The sequence below is a fragment of the Paenibacillus sp. CCS19 genome, from assembly GCF_033239625.1.
Taxonomy (GTDB): Bacteria; Bacillota; Bacilli; order Paenibacillales; family Paenibacillaceae; genus Paenibacillus_T.
Genome location: NZ_BTCK01000030.1, coordinates 50,407 through 69,135 on the forward strand (window position 1 = coordinate 50,407; position 18,729 = coordinate 69,135).

General features: G+C 47.4%; 11 protein-coding genes and 1 tRNA gene. 7 read left to right on the forward strand and 5 right to left on the reverse strand.

Annotation, left to right across the window (positions count from 1 at the left end; all coding sequences use genetic code 11):
• Positions 1-166: 166 nt before the first annotated feature.
• Both SBI19_RS19420 and SBI19_RS19425 read right to left on the reverse strand, forming a co-directional pair.
• Entirely contained in the window at positions 167-1,420 is a 1,254-nt protein-coding gene (locus tag SBI19_RS19420; protein WP_317971192.1) for a DUF1648 domain-containing protein, read from the reverse strand.
• A complete protein-coding gene (locus SBI19_RS19425) occupies positions 1,417-1,821 on the reverse strand; it encodes a GntR family transcriptional regulator (protein WP_317971193.1) in 405 nt (134 codons plus the stop codon). The genes SBI19_RS19420 and SBI19_RS19425 overlap by 4 nt, the downstream gene beginning before the upstream one ends.
• Positions 1,822-1,979: 158 nt before the next feature.
• Between SBI19_RS19425 and SBI19_RS19430 the strand changes: the two genes are divergently transcribed.
• The 3 genes from SBI19_RS19430 (at position 1,980) to SBI19_RS19440 (ending at position 5,127) form a co-directional block, all read left to right on the forward strand.
• Positions 1,980-2,056 (forward strand) — tRNA-Arg (locus tag SBI19_RS19430).
• A gap of 176 nt (positions 2,057-2,232) precedes the next feature.
• Positions 2,233-3,336, forward strand: coding sequence for a tyrosine-type recombinase/integrase (locus SBI19_RS19435; RefSeq protein ID WP_317971194.1), 1,104 nt, complete (start codon positions 2,233-2,235; stop codon positions 3,334-3,336).
• Between the two features lie 417 nt (positions 3,337-3,753).
• Positions 3,754-5,127, forward strand: coding sequence for a hypothetical protein (locus SBI19_RS19440; protein WP_317971195.1), 1,374 nt, complete (start codon positions 3,754-3,756; stop codon positions 5,125-5,127).
• A 168-nt stretch (positions 5,128-5,295) separates the two neighbouring features.
• Here SBI19_RS19440 and SBI19_RS19445 read toward each other — a convergent pair whose 3' ends face one another.
• Together SBI19_RS19445 and SBI19_RS19450 are read right to left on the reverse strand one after the other, a co-directional pair.
• On the reverse strand, positions 5,296-7,158 hold the full coding sequence (locus SBI19_RS19445; protein ID WP_317971196.1) for a hypothetical protein: 1,863 nt from the start codon (positions 7,156-7,158) through the stop codon (positions 5,296-5,298).
• A 102-nt stretch (positions 7,159-7,260) separates the two neighbouring features.
• A complete protein-coding gene (locus SBI19_RS19450; protein ID WP_317971197.1) occupies positions 7,261-7,845 on the reverse strand; it encodes an NUMOD4 domain-containing protein in 585 nt (194 codons plus the stop codon).
• Positions 7,846-9,113: 1,268 nt separating this feature from the next.
• Between SBI19_RS19450 and SBI19_RS19455 the strand changes: the two genes are divergently transcribed.
• On the forward strand, positions 9,114-10,859 hold the full coding sequence (locus tag SBI19_RS19455; RefSeq protein ID WP_317971198.1) for an ABC transporter ATP-binding protein: 1,746 nt from the start codon (positions 9,114-9,116) through the stop codon (positions 10,857-10,859).
• Positions 10,856-12,658 carry an ABC transporter ATP-binding protein gene (locus tag SBI19_RS19460; RefSeq protein WP_317971199.1) on the forward strand — a complete coding sequence of 601 codons (1,803 nt, stop codon included), beginning with the start codon at positions 10,856-10,858 and terminating at the stop codon, positions 12,656-12,658. The genes SBI19_RS19455 and SBI19_RS19460 overlap by 4 nt, the downstream gene beginning before the upstream one ends.
• A gap of 906 nt (positions 12,659-13,564) precedes the next feature.
• Here SBI19_RS19460 and nirB read toward each other — a convergent pair.
• Complete coding sequence (gene nirB, locus SBI19_RS19465; protein WP_317971200.1) at positions 13,565-16,339, reverse strand: nitrite reductase large subunit NirB; 2,775 nt, start codon at positions 16,337-16,339, stop codon at positions 13,565-13,567.
• Positions 16,340-16,801: 462 nt separating this feature from the next.
• On the opposite strand from nirB, the gene SBI19_RS19470 reads away from it, so the two are divergent.
• Positions 16,802-17,821 (forward strand): serine hydrolase domain-containing protein, encoded by a 1,020-nt coding sequence (locus tag SBI19_RS19470; protein WP_317971220.1) that lies wholly within the window; start codon positions 16,802-16,804, stop codon positions 17,819-17,821.
• A gap of 57 nt (positions 17,822-17,878) precedes the next feature.
• Positions 17,879-18,685 (forward strand): TetR/AcrR family transcriptional regulator, encoded by an 807-nt coding sequence (locus SBI19_RS19475; RefSeq protein ID WP_317971201.1) that lies wholly within the window; start codon positions 17,879-17,881, stop codon positions 18,683-18,685.
• The last annotated feature ends 44 nt before the right edge of the window (positions 18,686-18,729 follow it).

Here is an 18,729-nt window from a genome sequence, read left to right on the forward strand (position 1 = left end):
CTAGGCTCGCTCCTATCGTTTAGACCACTCTGGTGTTAGTTATCTAACTCATTATAACGAACGATATCCAGATCGTGTGTTGGAATCTGTCGAATGATTTGGGAAAAAACCTCATATTTTTCGACAAATGTATACGATAAGTAGGACTTTTCACCTTTCATTTCTTTTACCTTCCCCGAAAACGTCTCGTCAACAGAACGCCTGCAACGATTATGCCAATTAGTGCAAGCAGCACCCAAGTCAGCGGCTGTGTAAAGTCAAATGTCCAGCCAAGTCCCGTCGATTTTCTTACCATAATGTCTGTCCCGAAGAGTGAAACGAGTACAATAAGAATGATCGGGCCGAACATAACTAGCCACGCGGATGGTTTGGCCCAATTCATCGTCCAGCCGATCCCCGACCTTTTCTCGATGAAGATCGCTGGGTCTTCCGGGTTCCAGTACAAACTACCCAGTTTCCAGTGCCGGTCCTGGTCGCGGCTGATCCGGTCAAATTGGCTGCGTTCGCGGTTCATTCGGAATAGACGGACCATCCATACGCCCGCTACAATAAGCGGCAGCATGCTGACGATTACCAGACTGCCTGCCATCTTGCCCTCATACAGCGAGACCGCTTGCACCCAGCCCATCATCAGAACGAGCAGGAAGCTCAATACGAGAACGAAGAGCGACGTGCTGCGCCGGTATTTGCGTTCGGCTTGCGCGGACTGCTCCGGCTTATTCGGATCGAGCGAAGCGCGGCTCCAGCGGATCGACCAGTTCACAAACACCATGATGACGGTCATCACCAGCTGGATCAAGTTCAGCGAGAGAACGGAGCTCCATGACTTCGCGCTCGAATCCGTCACCGTTCCGTCCCAATCGAAGTGCGTCGGAATGACAGCTGGCAAGGAATCATACGACAGTATCGCAACAAAGGCGCAGGCTGCAATAACAATCATATGAGGGATAAACCAGACGATACCGTAAGCGACTGGACCATTGTGAAAAGAAAGCTGCGCCGCGGCATAGCGGTTATTCATTCGCTTCTGCCAGCCCTCTTGCTCCTTCAACGCCAGCATGCGGCGATGATACGTGACGAACATCGCGAAACCTACGAGCAGCAGCAGCAATGTTGCCCCTACCCCAAGCAGCGGTGGCGCTTCGTTGAAGCTTCCTGCACTTGTGGATAAGTTGTTAGTGTTATCAATTACGCCCGTGCTGCTGAGCAGCACAACGAGAAGAGCTGCAACGACAGCCGCAGCGGACACCGCAAGCGCATACGATTTGCGCATTGCCCGGATTGCCGGATGATTGCGCTCGTCCGTCGGAACGGCTACGCCGAACGGCGTCCGCAGCGAAGCGTATGGCGTTGCTCCCAACGCGACCGCTACGAGCAGGAATGGGATTAGACTAACGATCCATTGCGTCACACTGTTCATGAGATAGGTCCCCCTTCACGCTTGGCTTTCAACTGCTCGAAGGATGCGCGGCAGATCGCCAGCCAATCCTCCAATGACATCCCGCGGCCCAGCGACTCTGCAGCCATCGGCCGCAATGCCTCCGCCAGCCGCTCCTTATACGCATCGTCTGCAGGCGGCATGCCGCCGGATTGCACGACGGCGCCTTTTTGCCGATGAATCTGGATGAACCCGCTGTCCTTCAATATCGTATAGGCTTTGTTAACGGTGTGCAGATTAATCCCAAGATCCGCCGCCAGCGACCGCACCGAGGGCAGCGCCTCTCCCGGCTTAAGCTCTCCCGTTGCGATCCCTTCCATGATCTGATTCGTAAGCTGTGTATAAATCGGTACGTCCGACTCCAGATCGATCCGAACAAACATAGACGGACAACTCCCCACTGTCATGTTTATTGTATGTGTTATATATTTAGTATAACAGTTGGGTGCAGAAAAGTAAATGGATGTACGCCCATCTCCATTCGTCGTATGTAATGAAGTTGCGCCGTACAGACCACCCATGGTAAAATATGAAGTACTGCGCGCCCGTAGCTCAGCAGGATAGAGCGACAGTTTCCTAAACTGCAGGTCGTACGTTCGAATCGTATCGGGCGCGCCATTTCTTCGTAAACCTTGTTATTGCAAGGTTTTTTGTTTTTTATCAGGACAAATCGGACTCACAGTTTCCTCTTCAATAACGGGCAAACTGTTGCTCCAAACCTTGCGAGACTGTTGTTCCTCCCGACCAAGTACACAGAACCGCTTCTACCGCAGTCATCTTAGGAGGACATGAAGATGGAATCTGTAAAAAGCACAGAAGGTCGTAAAGGAAAACGTATTGTACTTGGACGGAAAGAATCGTCTGCAGAGCGTCCGATAACTACTCCGTTTCAAATGAGCATCGCAGAAGCATTTAAGCTATTCGTAAGTGTGAAAGAAGCTGAAAATGTAAAACCTCGCACAAAAGCGGAATACCATGTCCAGTTTGGATACTTCCAAGATTGGCTGAACGCGAACTACACCGATCTTCTACATGCGCAAGACATTAGCCCCACAATCATCCGCTCATACATCAATTACTTGGCATATGAAAAGGTTCGCTATGAAGGCATTGACCACAGAGTCAACAATGATGTGCGTGGATTGTCTCCGTACTCTGTTAATATCCGCATACGATTCCTAAAAGCATGGTTTAACGTTCTGGTTAAGGAGCAGACGCTTATTAAGAATCCAGTAAGCGGCATCAAACTGATGAAAGTCGAAATGGATACAAAGCAATCTTTGAGCGAGGAAGAAGTTCGGCTTCTATTGCAACAGCCGAATCAAAAATCATTCGCTCAGTTCAGGGACTTCGTGATGATTATGCTGTTCGTAGATAGTGGAATGAGGGTACAAGAGGTCTGTTCTTTGGATATAGAAGATATTGATTTTGTCTCTCGGTGCATCAACTTGCCAGCAGTAAAGAATAAGAATCGTAAGAACCGCATTATTCCTTTATCCAATGAAATGAGCCGTCTACTCCAAGAATTATGTACTGATACTCAGCGACACTTTGATACCAACGTCGTATTTGTCAGCAACTTCGGTGAACGATTGACCACAGATGGTATTCGCACAAACCTAAGCAAGTATGTAAAAAGGGCTGGAATTACTAGGTCAGTCGCGCCACATTCCTTCCGTAGATTTTACGCCAAACATTCTGCGCTGAACGGAATAGACATATTCTCCTTGCAACGTATTCTTGGACACGCCGATATTACAACAACACGCCGATACATCCAGTTGAACAAAGATGATCTGATTTCCCAGCACAATCACTTTAGTCCGCTTGTAAACGTACTTCAAAACCAGAGATATAGAAACAATTCCTCATTGCACAATGTAAGAGTGAAGCAGTGACCATGAGAACATGTATTTAGAGAGCCATGGAAGATGACCGCCACGCTACTAGACATTGCTAGAACGCATTGTAAGCTTGCTCTTGAACACTGTAGCAAAAAGACTCACTCCTAAAACGTATTCAAGCTATACAAGCCGAATTTGGGCGTTAGAAAACGATATATTGAGGAAAACCAAAGTCCGTTAATTCGGACTTTTTTTCTTGTGATTAAAGCTCGCTCTAGAGTCAGTTTGGAGGAAATGAAATGAGTATGTCGAAAACTTGTGTAATGTCGGGTACCAATAAATGACACATAGTAGCGTGCTGAGTTTTTTTGTTAAACCACTCCATTATGTAATGGGAGTAGTTTTCCCTCTATATATTGCAAGTTTTGAAAGTTAGTTTACGAATTAATAATTCTACCTAGGAGAGAGAGTATGAAGCAAAAAAGATTTCTAAGGGAATTAGAATCTATATTATTTTTCACATTAGAATATGGAATTAAAAACGTTTCATTTAAGGTGTCAGATGTTGCTCTAAAAAGACAAGCGCATGTAACAGAGTTTATTTCGAAAGTTCATAAAGGATTTATGAAAGCCCAAAACTTAATTGTTCAAAATCTATTATTGTTAGGGGAAGAAAAAAAGAATACTAGAGAAAGGATAAAAGAATCAAACAGAATACGAGACAATAAGGAGAATATTGAAGCACTTAAAGAAAAAGTAGAAGTAATAGAATATCAAGAGAATGTATTAAGAAAAGTTGCAGATACAATTGCATGGCAAATACTTCATAATGATATTACTGTGATTAGAAGGTTATATAACTTCACTGCACAAGTGGAAATATATAACTCTAATTTAAATCATGATTTAAAAGTCGTTGAAGAAATATTTAAACAGGACAATGAGAGATTTCCCTTAATTACAGATATAACTTCTTTTATTCAAATAGGTGATTTACTGATAAAAGATCGAGATAAAATTGGTGTGTTAGAATTAAAAGAGGGGAAAGTAAATGAGCAAATATCAGATATTTTAAAGGAACACTCAGAATTTCAGTGTGAGAGAAAACTGTATTATGAATTAGAAAACAAAGATGATAAATTTAAAAAACAATTTTTGCGGTATGTCAAACAAGAAGCTACTGCATTAAATACACTTCAAATTATTAATAAAGGTGAGGGAACAGATAGTTTAGGAAGGAACATAAAAATAATAGATAACGTCTTTTATACGGAGCATTTTACTGATGCTGTACAATCTATGTTGCAAGAAGTCAATAAAAAAAATTATTCAATTAACTATATTGACGCTTGTCTTGCTGTAGGTGTATATAATACAACTAAAATACCGATCTATAAAGGTTTTGATGCTTGGAAAAAAGGTATGGGTATTGACTTTCCCACAATTGACATTAGAGCGTTCTTCCAAAGCCCTGTTGGGCACCCTTTGTTTTTACACCCTTTTAGTATAGAAGATAAAGTTAAAGTTGTTGCAGGGGAAAAACTTATTCTAATGACACTAGATATTCATGCGTGGCTTAAAATGTTTGAGGGTAAAAATGTAAATGCACGTTTAATGTCAAAAAGGGAAACCGCGAGACTTAATAATACCCAAAGCCATTTAAAGGCATTTGAATACAATGGACAAGCAATTGAAATAGAGAACGGTAGTATCAAACAAATTATCCATGGGGGTATTTTTGAAAGAATGTTTAATCAGTTCCAAAAACCCTCTTCGCTAGTAGATTTCCTTAGCATTACTCTCGATGAGGGATTGTTAGAGTTTAGAGAAGAAACCCAAGGGTAGCTTCGGTCTAATATGCAAAGTTTTTTCAAATGCCCTGACTGCCACAGACTATGGGTACTCTGGGATGGATTGATAATGAACCACAGGAGTATTTACCTGCATCTATATAATGGGGAGTCAGATGGAGACTCCCCGCATACATCTAAATAAAACTTTGATTCAATTTACTCATGCGCTTATAGCATGGTGTTCTGTTAGTCTTTGCAAGTCATGCTGGAACATCATAACGATAGGGTATCCGTTACCAATGAAACCCAGTTTCTCTTTAAGTGGCTTGTCGAGTCGCTTTCGACACAAACAATACTTCTCAATGATCTCGCCCAAGCATCTTTTTAGTTGCGATGACTTGTATTGTTGTTGACCTGAGAAGTATAGTTTTACATCTTCTAAAACAAGCTGTTCGGTTGTAAATCCATACGTCTCAATATGATGCAACATTACTTTTTCAAGTTGCAATGAAACGTCCTCATTTAACTTATTGATTTCTTTATTCGCGTCTTGTGGAAAAACTCTATTGGCTTCTTCAAGCCCGAAGTTTCTATAGATTCCTTCATAGCTGATTGATTTGAGTGTCATGCCATTATCAAGGTACTTCTTGCATTTAAGATCAATTACGCTCAATAAGTCGTATGAGTAGCTTGGAACACCATAAACAGAATTACGATACTTGTATTTGTTTTGATTCTGCCACTGTGTGAACTTTTTCATTAGTTCAGGTGGGATATTATCTTCGTCATACTTTAGAAAGAGTTCCAATAGCACAAACAACCCCATCCTTCTGTTAGCTGAGTCAGGAGAAATGTTAAGTTGTTTGGCTATTGATCTTAATGAGTGATAAAACATAATTTCAGGGTCATCTCCTGATGGAAGATATTCTTTGACCAAATCAAATAGAATGTATAGGTCTTCTCGATATGGTTTTATTACCTTGAAGAAATACGGATACAACTGTTCTAGTTCCAACGACATTAGCAATCGTTTGTTTGAGTCGAGAGTTCTTTTCATATGCTTTTGCAGTTCTGTCTCGATGAGGTCAATGTTATATACAGACATTAGGAAGTTCTCTGCTTCAACATTACTGCATCTAAGCAAACGTTCTACGATTTGAATGATCGTTCCGCAGAAAGGATAGCTTTCGCTATGACACTTATACAAGTAGTGTTCGCTTCCCTGACTGCTCATAAAAATACTCGCGCTTGGGTTTAATTCATCGTGAAATATATCGCAAAAGCCACTACTGGTGTTGATGCCTAAGAACTCGCGTAAGTCCTGTCTTTTAAGGTAGTCATGTACTTCATTCATGTTGTATAAATCAACTTTTAGCGGTTGCAGATTGAAGCGAAGAGCGTCAATATTCCGTTCTCGTATGTCATCAACGTTATTTGCGTATTGATGATTGGATATGACTGATAGTTGTTTCTTTGGTGATTCAATAGTATGAACCGAAGGGGGATTTTGAGCAGACATATTAGATATTAACTCTGTGTCCGACCAAAAACCCTTTTTGGAGAGGACAGAATCTACTGGTACTCTGTTACTCATATTAATTGTATGAACTTCTCGACCACCATAAAAAAGCCTTACACCATCTCTGCAAGCAGAGTCAGCGTAAGGTAGATGTGTAAATAAATATGACCAGATTCGTTCGAAATGTTCGTAATGGGTTACAGGCTTATCAAGTGCGAAAACAATTCTGAATTTATGTTTACTTGGTGAATGCGAAAATGATGTATATATAAATGCCGCATTATCCTTGATAAATGTATTAAACAAAGCTTCATCGAGCGATAAGCCATCATCAATGTCCAGTGCAATAACTTGTTGACTGAGCCAATGTTCCTTTCTTCTCTTCTTTATTCCATCAATCGACTTTAATGTTGCAGGAAGAAATGATTTGCCTTTCACGATTTCAGTTGCTAATTCATCTAGTGTAATATCAACTTCACAATTTGCAATTCGGTTACTAATCTTTCCTGCTTCTATACCCTGTGGCTTTTGGGTGTATCCTTGCTCATCCAGTAATAATTTCATAAAAAATCATCTCCTTGTAATGTGAAAAATCCCAACCAATTTCGTTGGTTGGGATTGGGTGAGGTATTGGTTTAAGATTAAATCAAACTTCTGCATAAGAGGTTATACCAACTGTGGCAGGACAATCTGCCTGCCACTTTGATATTCAAAACTCCATCTGTTTACATGCGTTATTCTTCCATTAAGTACGCCAGAGATATTGTTCATGCTCACGCCAAGAGTCTTTGAAGCTTCCGATTGTGATTCGAACTGCTGTTGATTTCCTGTGTCCAAATGAGTAGCGGAAATAGCGTTGCTTTTCTTCTTGATTAACCCATGTGCGAATGCGTGAGCGATATTTTCCTTTGGAGTCACCCATTGAAGGTTTATTAGTTTATTATTGAGTTTATTACCATCCAGATGATTGACTTGTTCTTTGTCTTCTGGATTAGGAATAAACGCAATCATTACTAACCGATGAATAGCGACTCTCTTTTTTTGACCTTTCTTGGACAGAGTGACTCTTAAATATCCATCTCTTTGAAGTTGAGGTTTCAGAATCCGTTCTTTGCATTTAGCACTATTGCTGAGATGCTTGACGCGTCCAAGATTCGAAACAGCATACAATTCTTCATAACCTACTACTGGAAGCCATTCTTCGCTTTGCAAATCCTCAATTTGATGCACATTTACTTCATTACTCTTCATGAAAACCATCCCCTATTTGTTGGATTTATTGATGAGAGAACGACAAATAACCCTTGCCATGACTGGCAAAGGTCGGTTTGTTCCCACTTTTGGGAAGAGGTATGTACCCCTTTTTCTCTCTCATTACTAATAGCGTTATGTCGATACATATTTATACTATTTTGGATACTAATTGATATTATCAATGATTTACTAGAGAAATAGGGGATGAGCAAAATTGAGATAATGAAGCCACTCTGAGTTGAATGATTTTACTGACGCGAAAGAACTGGGTAGATAATAATCGATTTTAGAGTGTTATGTAGCTGAAAAACCCGCTTCATATATGGAAGCGGCTTCTGTCCTTGGTTGAACATCCATTCTTTGAATGCCATTACATCCTCTTTCGTATCGCTCCAAAATTGATATGGGATGCTGGCTATAAGTGTTCTCAACGCTGTCGTGGCGTGAATGGTCTTTGCATCTGTAAACCATGCCGCCCTTTCAACTATTAGTGATAGTGATTGCATCCAGAGTAATTAATGAATTTGAGGAGGAAGACTGAGTAGGGGAGTAAAACGAAGGGTTTATGTAACGCCATTGAATTAGTTTAAAACAGTTTGAATGGGTTTAGGTTTAAGGGGGCTTTAAAAAGCTTAAAGAGGTTTGAAAGGCTTAACAGAGGAGTAATTGTTGTAGCGTAAAGTGAAACTGGAACTACTCACGATGCGAACGCCAATGAGTAATATAAGCACCCCTGTAACGGTGCATTTATGGTACAATAAACTGTGTGTATAATTATCATGAGACTGTTGGTCGAAACGCAGTCTGTTGTTCTTGGTCAAATTGAATAATCGTTGATATAACAAGGTTTTTAGGACGCCCGTAGCTCAGCAGGATAGAGCGACAGTTTCCTAAACTGCAGGTCGTACGTTCGAATCGTATCGGGCGCGCCATATGTGAACATTCGAGAACCGTACTATTGTGCGGTTCTTTTTGTTTTGGGGATATGTCGGTGTGGGGGCTTGTGAGAAGCGCTAACAATTATTGGTTGACGCTTCTGACAGCCTCATGCTATAGTATCCGTTATTCCACATAATACCAATGAAGGGGGAGTCTACAATGCGTCAACAACAACGGAACATCGCCGCAGTATACAATCGAATACGCCGTTGTAACCCGACATACCCCGTCGTGTATATTCGTTAATTTTCTATACGTATATTCACCCCAGGCGTACTCGCCTGGGGTTTTTCTTATCTCTATCACAATGCGAAGGGAGCTCTATTATGCCGCCGCAACAAGCAAACTCGATATCCTGGCTTCTCCATTATCTGCGCCCCGTCAAATGGCGAATGGCCTTCTTGCTTCTCCTCCTGCTGCTGTCCATCGGTCTGCAGCTGACTCAACCGCAGATTGTCAGCCGCTTCATCGATCAAGCAATAGGAGAAGGCGCAGTCTCCGTCCTGCTCACGCTGGCCGGCCTATATCTTACCGTTGCCGTTGTAAACCAGCTGCTGACGGTTGCGCTCGACTATCTTGGGAATGACGTCGCTTGGCGTTCCACGAATCGGATCCGGACTCACTTGTTCAAACATGCGCTCCGGCTCGACATGCGGTATCACAACCTGAAGACGCCCGGCGAGATGATCGAGCGGATCGACGGGGACGTCACCCACATGTCCAACTTCTTCGGGATGTTCCTCGTACAGATTGTAGGCAGCTTTGTGCTCCTCACCGGCATTCTCGGCTATATGTACGTGAACAGCTTGCCGATTGCAGTCGCCATGACGGTCTTCACCGCCGTATCCATCGGTGTCATGTTCGCGATTCGCAACTTGGGCGTGAAGACGACCCAAGAAGAACGCCAAGCGAATGCTGCCTTATTCGGCCTCATTGAGGAAAGAATCGCTGGCATTGAGGATGTGCAAGCGAACGGTGGAACCAAGCGCTTGATGACCCGATATCACCGCGCGATGCGCGCCGTCTTTCGAGTCGGCCGCAAAGCTTGGCTGCTGCGCGTTACGCCATGGAATGCCACCGTGTTCCTGTTTACGCTTGCTGTCACGATGGTCCTCATGATCGGCCTTCGGCTGTATATGGCCGATCGAATTACACTCGGCACGCTGTACCTCTTCTTCCAATATACGCAGATGCTGAACGACCCGATTGAACAGCTCGGCAACCAATTGCAGGAGTTTCAGAAGGCAAAGTCGGGCATGCGCCGATCACGGGAACTGCTCTCCGAGCGCACCGTAATTGAAGAGGGCAACGTTGAATCACTCCCGGACGGTCCACTGTCCGTATCATTCGAGGATGTAAACTTCGGCTACGGAGCCGACCGGCGAGTGCTGCACGACATCAGCTTCAACTTACAACCGGGTGAACGTCTGGGGCTCGTTGGGCGTACAGGCAGCGGCAAGACCAGTATCAGTCGGCTGCTTCTCCGGTTGTATGACATCGACAACGGTACGATTCGGATCGGCGGCGTGGACATTCGCTCCCTAAGGATCGAAGCGCTATACCGCAAGGTCGGCATGGTCACACAGGACGTGCAGCTCTTCGACGGCACGCTGAGAGATAATCTAACCCTATTCAACGCCGACATCTCCGACGAAGAAGTGCTGCAGACAACCGAGCGGCTTGGGCTCCGGCGCTGGTTAGACGCTATGCCAGACGGTCTCGATACCCGCCTGACAAGCGGCGGCACTTCGCTCTCAGCCGGCCAAGCGCAGCTGTTCGCGTTGACGCGGGTATTCCTAACCCGTCCCAGCCTCATCATTCTAGACGAACCGTCTTCTCGTCTGGACGCCGCTACGGAAGCAACACTGCAGACAGCAATCGATCAATTGCTCGCCAATTGTACCGGCATTATTATCGCGCACCGACTGTCGACGCTCGACAACGTCGACAAGATCATGGTGCTGAGCCAAGGGCGCGTTATCGAATTCGGAGCCAGGGCCGCATTGGCGGAGGATCCTGATTCGGCATACAGCCGGCTGCTCGGATCCGCCCTACAGGAGGAATTGGCATGACCGTCACCCAATTCATGAAGCGCTTGTACGCCTACAACCCAAGCATCTATATCATCAATGCTCTGTTATGGGGCACCTTTCATTCCTTGCCCGTCGGCATCGGCTTGGGCATGAAATGGTTGTTCGATCGGGCCGCAATCGGCTCCGACAATTACCTATGGCTCGTGTTCCCGCTGTTAATCGTCGCCCTTGTGCGTTTCAGCCGCGTCGGCTTGTTCTATTACGCTTTCTTCCAATGGGTCACCTACATCTATCATCTGCAAGCGCTGCTCCGACGGAATCTGCTTAGCGGGATTCTACGTTGGCCTGGCCGCAACCTGCCCGCTTCGCCAGGCGAAGCCATGACGCGATTCCGCGAAGACGTGGACGAAACCGTTGATTATGTGGAGTCGTGGGTCGACTTCTGGGGACGCTTAATCTACTTCGTCGTCTGCGTCTGGATCATGCTCCGTATTAACGTCATGATTACATGCGTCGCCGTCGCTCCGCTCATCGTCGTTACGCTGCTCAACAACTTGTCGGGCAACCGCGCACGCAAGTATGCCCAATCCAATCGTGAAGCGACTGGCCGCATTACTGGCTTCATTGCTGAGACGTTTGGAGCCGTTCAAGCCGTGAAGCTCGGGAAAGCCGAAGCACGCGTGTCCGATCGATTCATTAAGCTAAACGAAGACAGGCGGCGAGCGGCGCTTCGCGACAATCTGTTCAAGCAATGGATGAGATCGCTTAACCAGCATGTCATTAGCCTGTGCACAGGCGGCATTCTGCTGATGTGCGCTTCGGAGATGAAGGCCGGCCGCTTCACAGTCGGAGACTTCGCCTTGTTCACGTCTTTCTTGGGGACGTTCTCGTCCAGCATTTCCTTATTCGGCTATATGGTATTCCAGCATAAACGGCTGCAGGTACCTCTCGAACGGATGCGCGTCCTATTCCGTCCCGGCGAACAAGACCGCATCGCGGAACACGGCGACATCCACCTGTACGGGGAGCCGCCGGAAGCACCGGAGACCGCCCACGTTGAAGGGGAGCGGTTGCAAAACATGGAAGTCCGCGGGTTGTCCTATACGTACCCGGGCTCAAACAACGGCATCCAGGACGTCGATTTTCGACTCACGCGTGGTATGTTTCTCGTCGTTACGGGCCGAGTCGGCTCGGGTAAGTCGACGCTCGTGCGGACGCTGCTGGGCCTGCTTCCGCAGTCTGCGGGCGAGTTGACCTGGAATGGAATCCGCGTAGCAGATCCCGCTGCATTCCTAAGACCGCCGAGGGCAGCCTATACGCCACAAGTGCCTCGGCTGTTCAGCGACTCGCTGCGTGACAACATTACGCAGGGGAAGCAAGTGACCGAAGCCGAGCTCGATCGCGTCATCCGGCTCGCCGTCATGGAACAGGATGTGCAGTCGCTGGAACAGGGGCTGGAGACGTTCGTCGGCCCCCGCGGCGTCATGCTGTCGGGCGGACAGCTCCAGCGCGCCGCGACGGCACGCATGCTGATGACCGGCGCCGACTTGCTCATCTTTGACGACTTGTCCAGCGCGCTCGACGTCGAGACGGAGAACGAGCTGTGGTCGCGGCTGTTCCGCGAACCGGATATGACCTGCATCGCCGTTTCCCATCGGCATGCAGCGCTGGCACGCGCGGACCATATAATCGTCATGAAGGACGGCCGTGTGGAAGCCGAAGGGACGCTGTCCGAGCTACTGGCGACATGCGAAGAGATGCAGCTGCTCTGGCAAGGCGAACGATCGCCGGAAGAGGAATGCACGGAAGACACGCCGACGTATGACATTGTTGGGTAAGGCGTGGCTGAACATAGAATGAATACCGAATACCGCAGAGCCGCAGTAACTCGCGGTTCTTCTTTTTTACGCACAAAAATAAGAGTCCCGCTTATCTGAGATAACCGGAACCCTTATTACGTCGTATCGTTACTATTCAATTATTTGCGCTCCGTTTCTTCAAAATGCCGTTATCCTCGCCCTTCTATGTGATACTTGAAGTTCATGTAGCAGATGGGTTAACGCATTCGTAATTTGGTGGAATCTCATCCCTTCAGGCAATCCGTGATAATCTCACTTTATTGACTTGCTGTGGTGCTATACCGATACCCGCATGTTCGCTTTGCTTTATGCGTAACATGCTTCGCCTCACCTGGCCCAATGGACTATCCCCTTTCCGTTCCGAGGTTTGATCCTTCCATTCCTTCGCTTGTCTCACTTGCTTCCCTTTCTCCTTTGGTTTCATTCGCTTAACTTTATGCGTAACATGCTTCGCTCACCTAGTACAATGGACTATCCCCTTTCTGTAACGAGGTTTTGAACCTTCCATTGCTTCACTTGTCTCACTTAGTTCACTTTCTCCTTAGGTTCCTGTTGCTTCTGTTATTATTGTTATTGCTTAACCTTGTTGGCTCGATGCCTTTCTTGTAGGTTGTGTGGTTCGTGTTACTGACTTAAGAATATACGATTCTATCATTTGTGTAAATATTCAGAATATTATGATTTAGTCGATTTAGGCGGAAAAATGGGCATTTATCGCGTGTATTTTACGTTTTTCGCAGATTTTCAATTAGAGTCTAGTATATTCCAATAGATGGGCTGCACAGGCCCCCGCACAAGTCAGCCTCTGCCTCTTCTGACGCCAACACAAAGAACCGCGAGATAGCCTTCAGCCCTCGCGGTTCCTTTTATAACCTCAACAGCAAATCATTTCACTACGCCCATACGAACCCCAACGAACACTTCGCCGTCTGTTACTCGAACGGGATACGTCCGAACCTGGCCCTTATCCGGAGTCTGCACTTGGCCGTCCGACAGGCTGATCCTCCAATCGCAGATGGGATCGAACAGGATGTCGCCCGCTACGATACCTTCCACGATAGTGCCTCCCCGCGGCCCGGGACTTTTATTCTCGAGCGCAAATACGCTGCCTTCCGAAGTTCGGAATACGGCAATCTCTTGCCCTTCCAGCTGGACGACTCGGCCTAGCCGCTCCGCATACTGCTCCAGCGTTCCAACCGAATAATAATGGAAGTCTTTCTCGTCGACAGCATTGGCTGCGCCCTGGCTGTTCTCGAATAGACGCTCCCGCAGCTTCGAGTTGTCGAGAATATCCTTCCACGGCTCTTTCACCTGAGCCAGTGCAAGCTCCATGCGCTCGGCCAGCTGTTTGCGCTGCTCCACGTCCTCGACTACGGTCTGAATAATCGACTTGATTCCAACACGCTCAATCCAGTCCGACGTCCGTTCGAGATACTTACCTGTCTCCCGATAATACTGCATAAAGGCGGATACGATCTCGAGCAGTTCCTCGTCCGTCATTACCTTGCACAGCAGCTCCGCCAGGCGCGCCTTGATGCCGCCGTTGCCTCCGACATAAATCTCCCAAGCGCCTTCGTTGCCGACGATGCCGATATCCTTGGTCGAAGATTCGGCGCAGTTGCGAGGGCAGCCATTGACGGCCATTTTGAATTTGGCCGGCATGTCGAGCCGTTCGAACTTCTTCTCCAGCAGAATGCCCATTCCCATCGAGTCCTTCGTCCCGAATCGGCAGAACTGCGATCCGACGCATGTTTTCACGGTTCGCAGCGCTTTGGCATAGGCATACCCCGACGGCATCCCCAGCTCTTCCCATACCTTCGGCAGGTCATCTCGTTTAATTCCTAGCAGGTCAAGCCGTTGACCGCCGGTTACCTTAACGAGCTTAACGTTGTACTTAACCGCGACGTCAGCAATAAGACGAAGGTCTTCCGGCGTCGTTACGCCTCCGTACATTCGCGGAACGACGCCGAACGTTCCGTCCTTCTGGATGTTGGCATGCATCCTTTCGTTAACGAAACGCGCATCCCGCTCGTCCGCATGTTCAGTCGGCCATATCATGCCCAAATAATAGTTGAGTGCAGGACGACATTTCGAGCAGCCCTCTTCATTGTTCCAGCCGAGCGCATATCGAACTTCTTTGGAAGTAATGAGCCCCTTCTCTTTGATGTGTCGTACAACCTCGTCCCTGCTCAGCGTCGTGCAGCCGCAGATGCCTTCCTTCTTCGCTGCAGCCGAATCGTATTTGTCGCCGAGCACATACTGGAGAATTTGTTCAACAACTGGGCGACAACCACCGCAGGAACGCGATGCGCCTGTCGTGACCTTGATTTCCTCTACCGTTGTCAAACCATGCTCGTTGATCGCATCGACGATGTGCTTCTTCGTTACCCCGTTGCAGCCGCATACGATTTCTTCGTCTCTCAGCTCTGCTGCCGTGTTGCCGGTCTCCGTTACGGTTGCACCCATGAGCCGCCCATGGATATCCTCCGTCATCACCGTACCCGTGCGGATCCACTGCTGAAGCCGCGTAGCTTCTTTCCCGTCACCGACCAACACGCCTCCGACAATTCTGCCTTCGCGAAGCAGGATCTTCTTATAGACGCGCCGCCACTCGTCGTGCATCCGCACGACAGCAAGGTCTGGCGCATCCTGAAACTCGCCTGCAGAGAAAACATCAACGCCTGAAATTTTCAGCTGCGTGGAGACAACGGTGCCTTCATATGGCTTCGTTTCCGCTCCGCACAAGTATTTGGCCAGCACGGCCCCTTGTTCGAACAGCGGCGCAACCAAACCGTAGCATATCCCTCGATGCTCGTTACATTCGCCTACTGCGAATACATCCGGCACCGAAGTGCGCATGTAATCGTCCACGACAATGCCGCGTCTCACTTCGATTCCTGCCGCACGTGCCAATTGAACGTTCGGCTGAATGCCTGCCGCCATCACGACGAACTCTGCTTCAAGCTCCGTTCCGTCACTGAATTTCAATCCCGAAACGCGTTCCGCTCCAAGGAATTCTACCGTCTTTCTACCGGTTGCGAATTTCAGCCCTTGGCTTTCCAGCTCAACCTGCAGCATATGGGAAGCCGTATGATCCAGCTGCCGCTCCATCAAGTCCTCGAAGAGGTGAACAACCGTAACGTCCATGCCCAGCTTCAGCAGGCCCTTCGCCGCTTCCAATCCAAGCAGACCGCCGCCAATAACGGCTGCTTTCTTATATTCATTCGCGGTGCGAAGCATAAGCTCGCAATCGGCAATATCCCGGAAGCCGACGATGCCTTCCTTATCCACGCCCGGAACCGGCAGCAGGAAAGGCTTCGAGCCCGTCGCGATAATCAGTTTATCGTATGGAACTTCCATTCCGTTATCTGCAATAACCTTTTTGCCAATCGTATCAATAGCTGTGACCGTAGTGCCGGTGAATAAGTCGATCCCGTTGTCACGGTACCAATTCCAGTCGTTAAGGATGATATCCTCAACGGCTTTGCTCTTCTCAAGTACATAAGACAGCTGAATACGGTTATAGTTCGGATAGGGTTCACTGCCGAAAACAGTGATCTGAAAAGCATTAGGTGTAAGCTTCAACATATTCTCTACTGTGTTGATCCCTGCCATACCGTTACCGATGACGACTAATCGCTCGCGTTCCTGTGTATTCATGCCTTTCCCCTCCTAGAGATCGTGCTTGTTCGTCTCTCTCCGTTTCTATCATTCTAATCGTAAAGCAACCACTGCAGCTGTGATATAAATTACAGATTATATAGAAATGCATGTTTCTTGCCCTAGGGATAATAAAGCAGACCAGACGCAACAACGATACTACAAGGCGGAAATAAGACATTTTCTGAAAATGAAATCGTCCATTCAACAAACAGATAGTCACGGAACTAACAGCACGTAAGGTTAACCATCTTCTGCAAAGGAGTGAAGGATGTCTTGTTTCGTTAGTACCTGCAACCAAGACTTGTGTATCTGCGTATTTAACATAAATTACCTGGGAAATAACTATTGTTCTCTCATCTCTATTTATATAGGAGGATTACCTTGCTGCCTGAACAATTTCACGCTCTCACGACCGATTATGTAAGAGGCAAGAAGCGTCTGTAGCTTACCATTGGCATCATAAATCAAGGCGAGGTTTCCTACTTTGAACATCGAAATGCTCCACGCGGCTCCAATGTTCCCGGCAGGGACATGCTGTACGAGATCGGCTCCATCACCAAAGTGTTCACGACCATCCTGCTGAAAGCATGTGCCCAGGACGATTATGTCTCATTAGAGAAACCTATCTCCGAATATGAGTACCTCGAACCGCTGCACCACAATCCCTATTGGAGCAAAATAACGCTTCAGCACTTGGCCGCGCACACATCCGGATTACCGAGAATGCCGGCCAATATTAAGCCTCGCAATCGGTTGAATCCTTTCGCGGACTATACAGAAGAACTGATGCTCAGCTTCCTGTCCGATTACAATGGCGAAGATCGTATTGGAACCTATGAATATTCGAACCTCGGGTTCGGCCTGCTCGGTTACATTCTCTGTCGCGCCACGGGCTGCACCTATGATGAACTGCTCCACAAGTACATCACGGGCCCTCTTCATATGACCAGTACGTCCATCCACTTATCAGCGGAACAGAAGAAGCGCCTCGCCGCAGGCTTCACTTCTACAGGCCGGCGGGTACCGCACTGGGATTTATCCGTTCATGAGGGGGCCGGCGGGATTAAGTCCTCAGTGGAAGATATGATGATATTCATCCAGAGCAACCTAACCGCAAACGCATCACAGCAGAATACCGCCATCCCGCACTACTTTCAAGCGATTCATTCCCCTGTGTCACTGAATGGCACCGACCGATATTTAGGCTGGGTGCTGGAGAAACAACCCGAATGCGAATACTTATGGCATAACGGAGGAACTTATGGATTCACAAGCTACACAGCCTTCGACCGACAGACCGGTACAGCAGTCGTTGTCTTGTCCAACTACTGCTTTGCATCCATGTACATACTAGACATCTTAGTGAGCCAGCTGCTGAGCAAATGGCGTAAGTCGGGGCCAATGATGCCGGTTGATGAGATAGGCAAACAGCTCATGAGCGAGCTTCGAAATCTGCACGGATCCGCCTCTAATAGATAACAACAGATATGCTATACTGTATATAGCATATAAGGTTTTCTGAAGAAGGGGATCGACATGACAGACAAGAACGGAGATCAGCCTGACGCTGCGGTACCGCCAACCATAGACGCAGAAGCGCTGAAGGGTTTGCCGAACGCCTCGAGGCTGAGCTGGGGAATCATTAAGCAGCAACGCAGAGGCCCTAAGGGTGAGCTAAGCATTGCAAAGATTGTAGAAGCTGCGATTGCGATTGCAGACCAAGACGGATTATCAGCCGTATCGATGAATCGGGTCGCCAGCTCGCTTGGCTATACGCCGATGTCATTATATCGCTATATCGAGAGCAAAGAGGACTTGCTCGTCCTGATGCAGGATGCCGTCTGCGATCCGAACATTCCTCCGCAGCAGGAATATGCCAATTGGCGCGAGGAAATGAAAGCCTACGTCGAAGCAAGCGTTGACATATTCGTACGCCACCCCTGGTATGCCGATATCCCGATTGTAGGAGTTCCTAGCACGCCGAACACGCTCCGATACGTGGACTGGGCTATCCATACGATGCGTGATTTTCCGATATCAGACTACGAGAAAATGTCATTCTTGCTCCTGCTCAGCTCTTATGCGAGAGCCGTTGGCTTAATTCGCAGAGATCTCATGCTCTCGATGAAAGCTGGGGGTACCTTCGAGAACTTCAGCGGCTCCAGCTTCGGACCTGCGCTTCGGCAGCTTGTGAAGCCAGAACAATACCCAAGCTTATATCCTGTCATCGCTTCTGGCGTGTATACAGGTGAACAAGAGCAAGACAATCCGATCGGCGACGATCTCGACTTCGGCTTGGAACGGATATTAGACGGTATGGCCAGTTACCTGGAATGCAAATAAAGAAAGGTTCGAGCGGTGCCATAATGGCGCCTCGCGAACCTTTC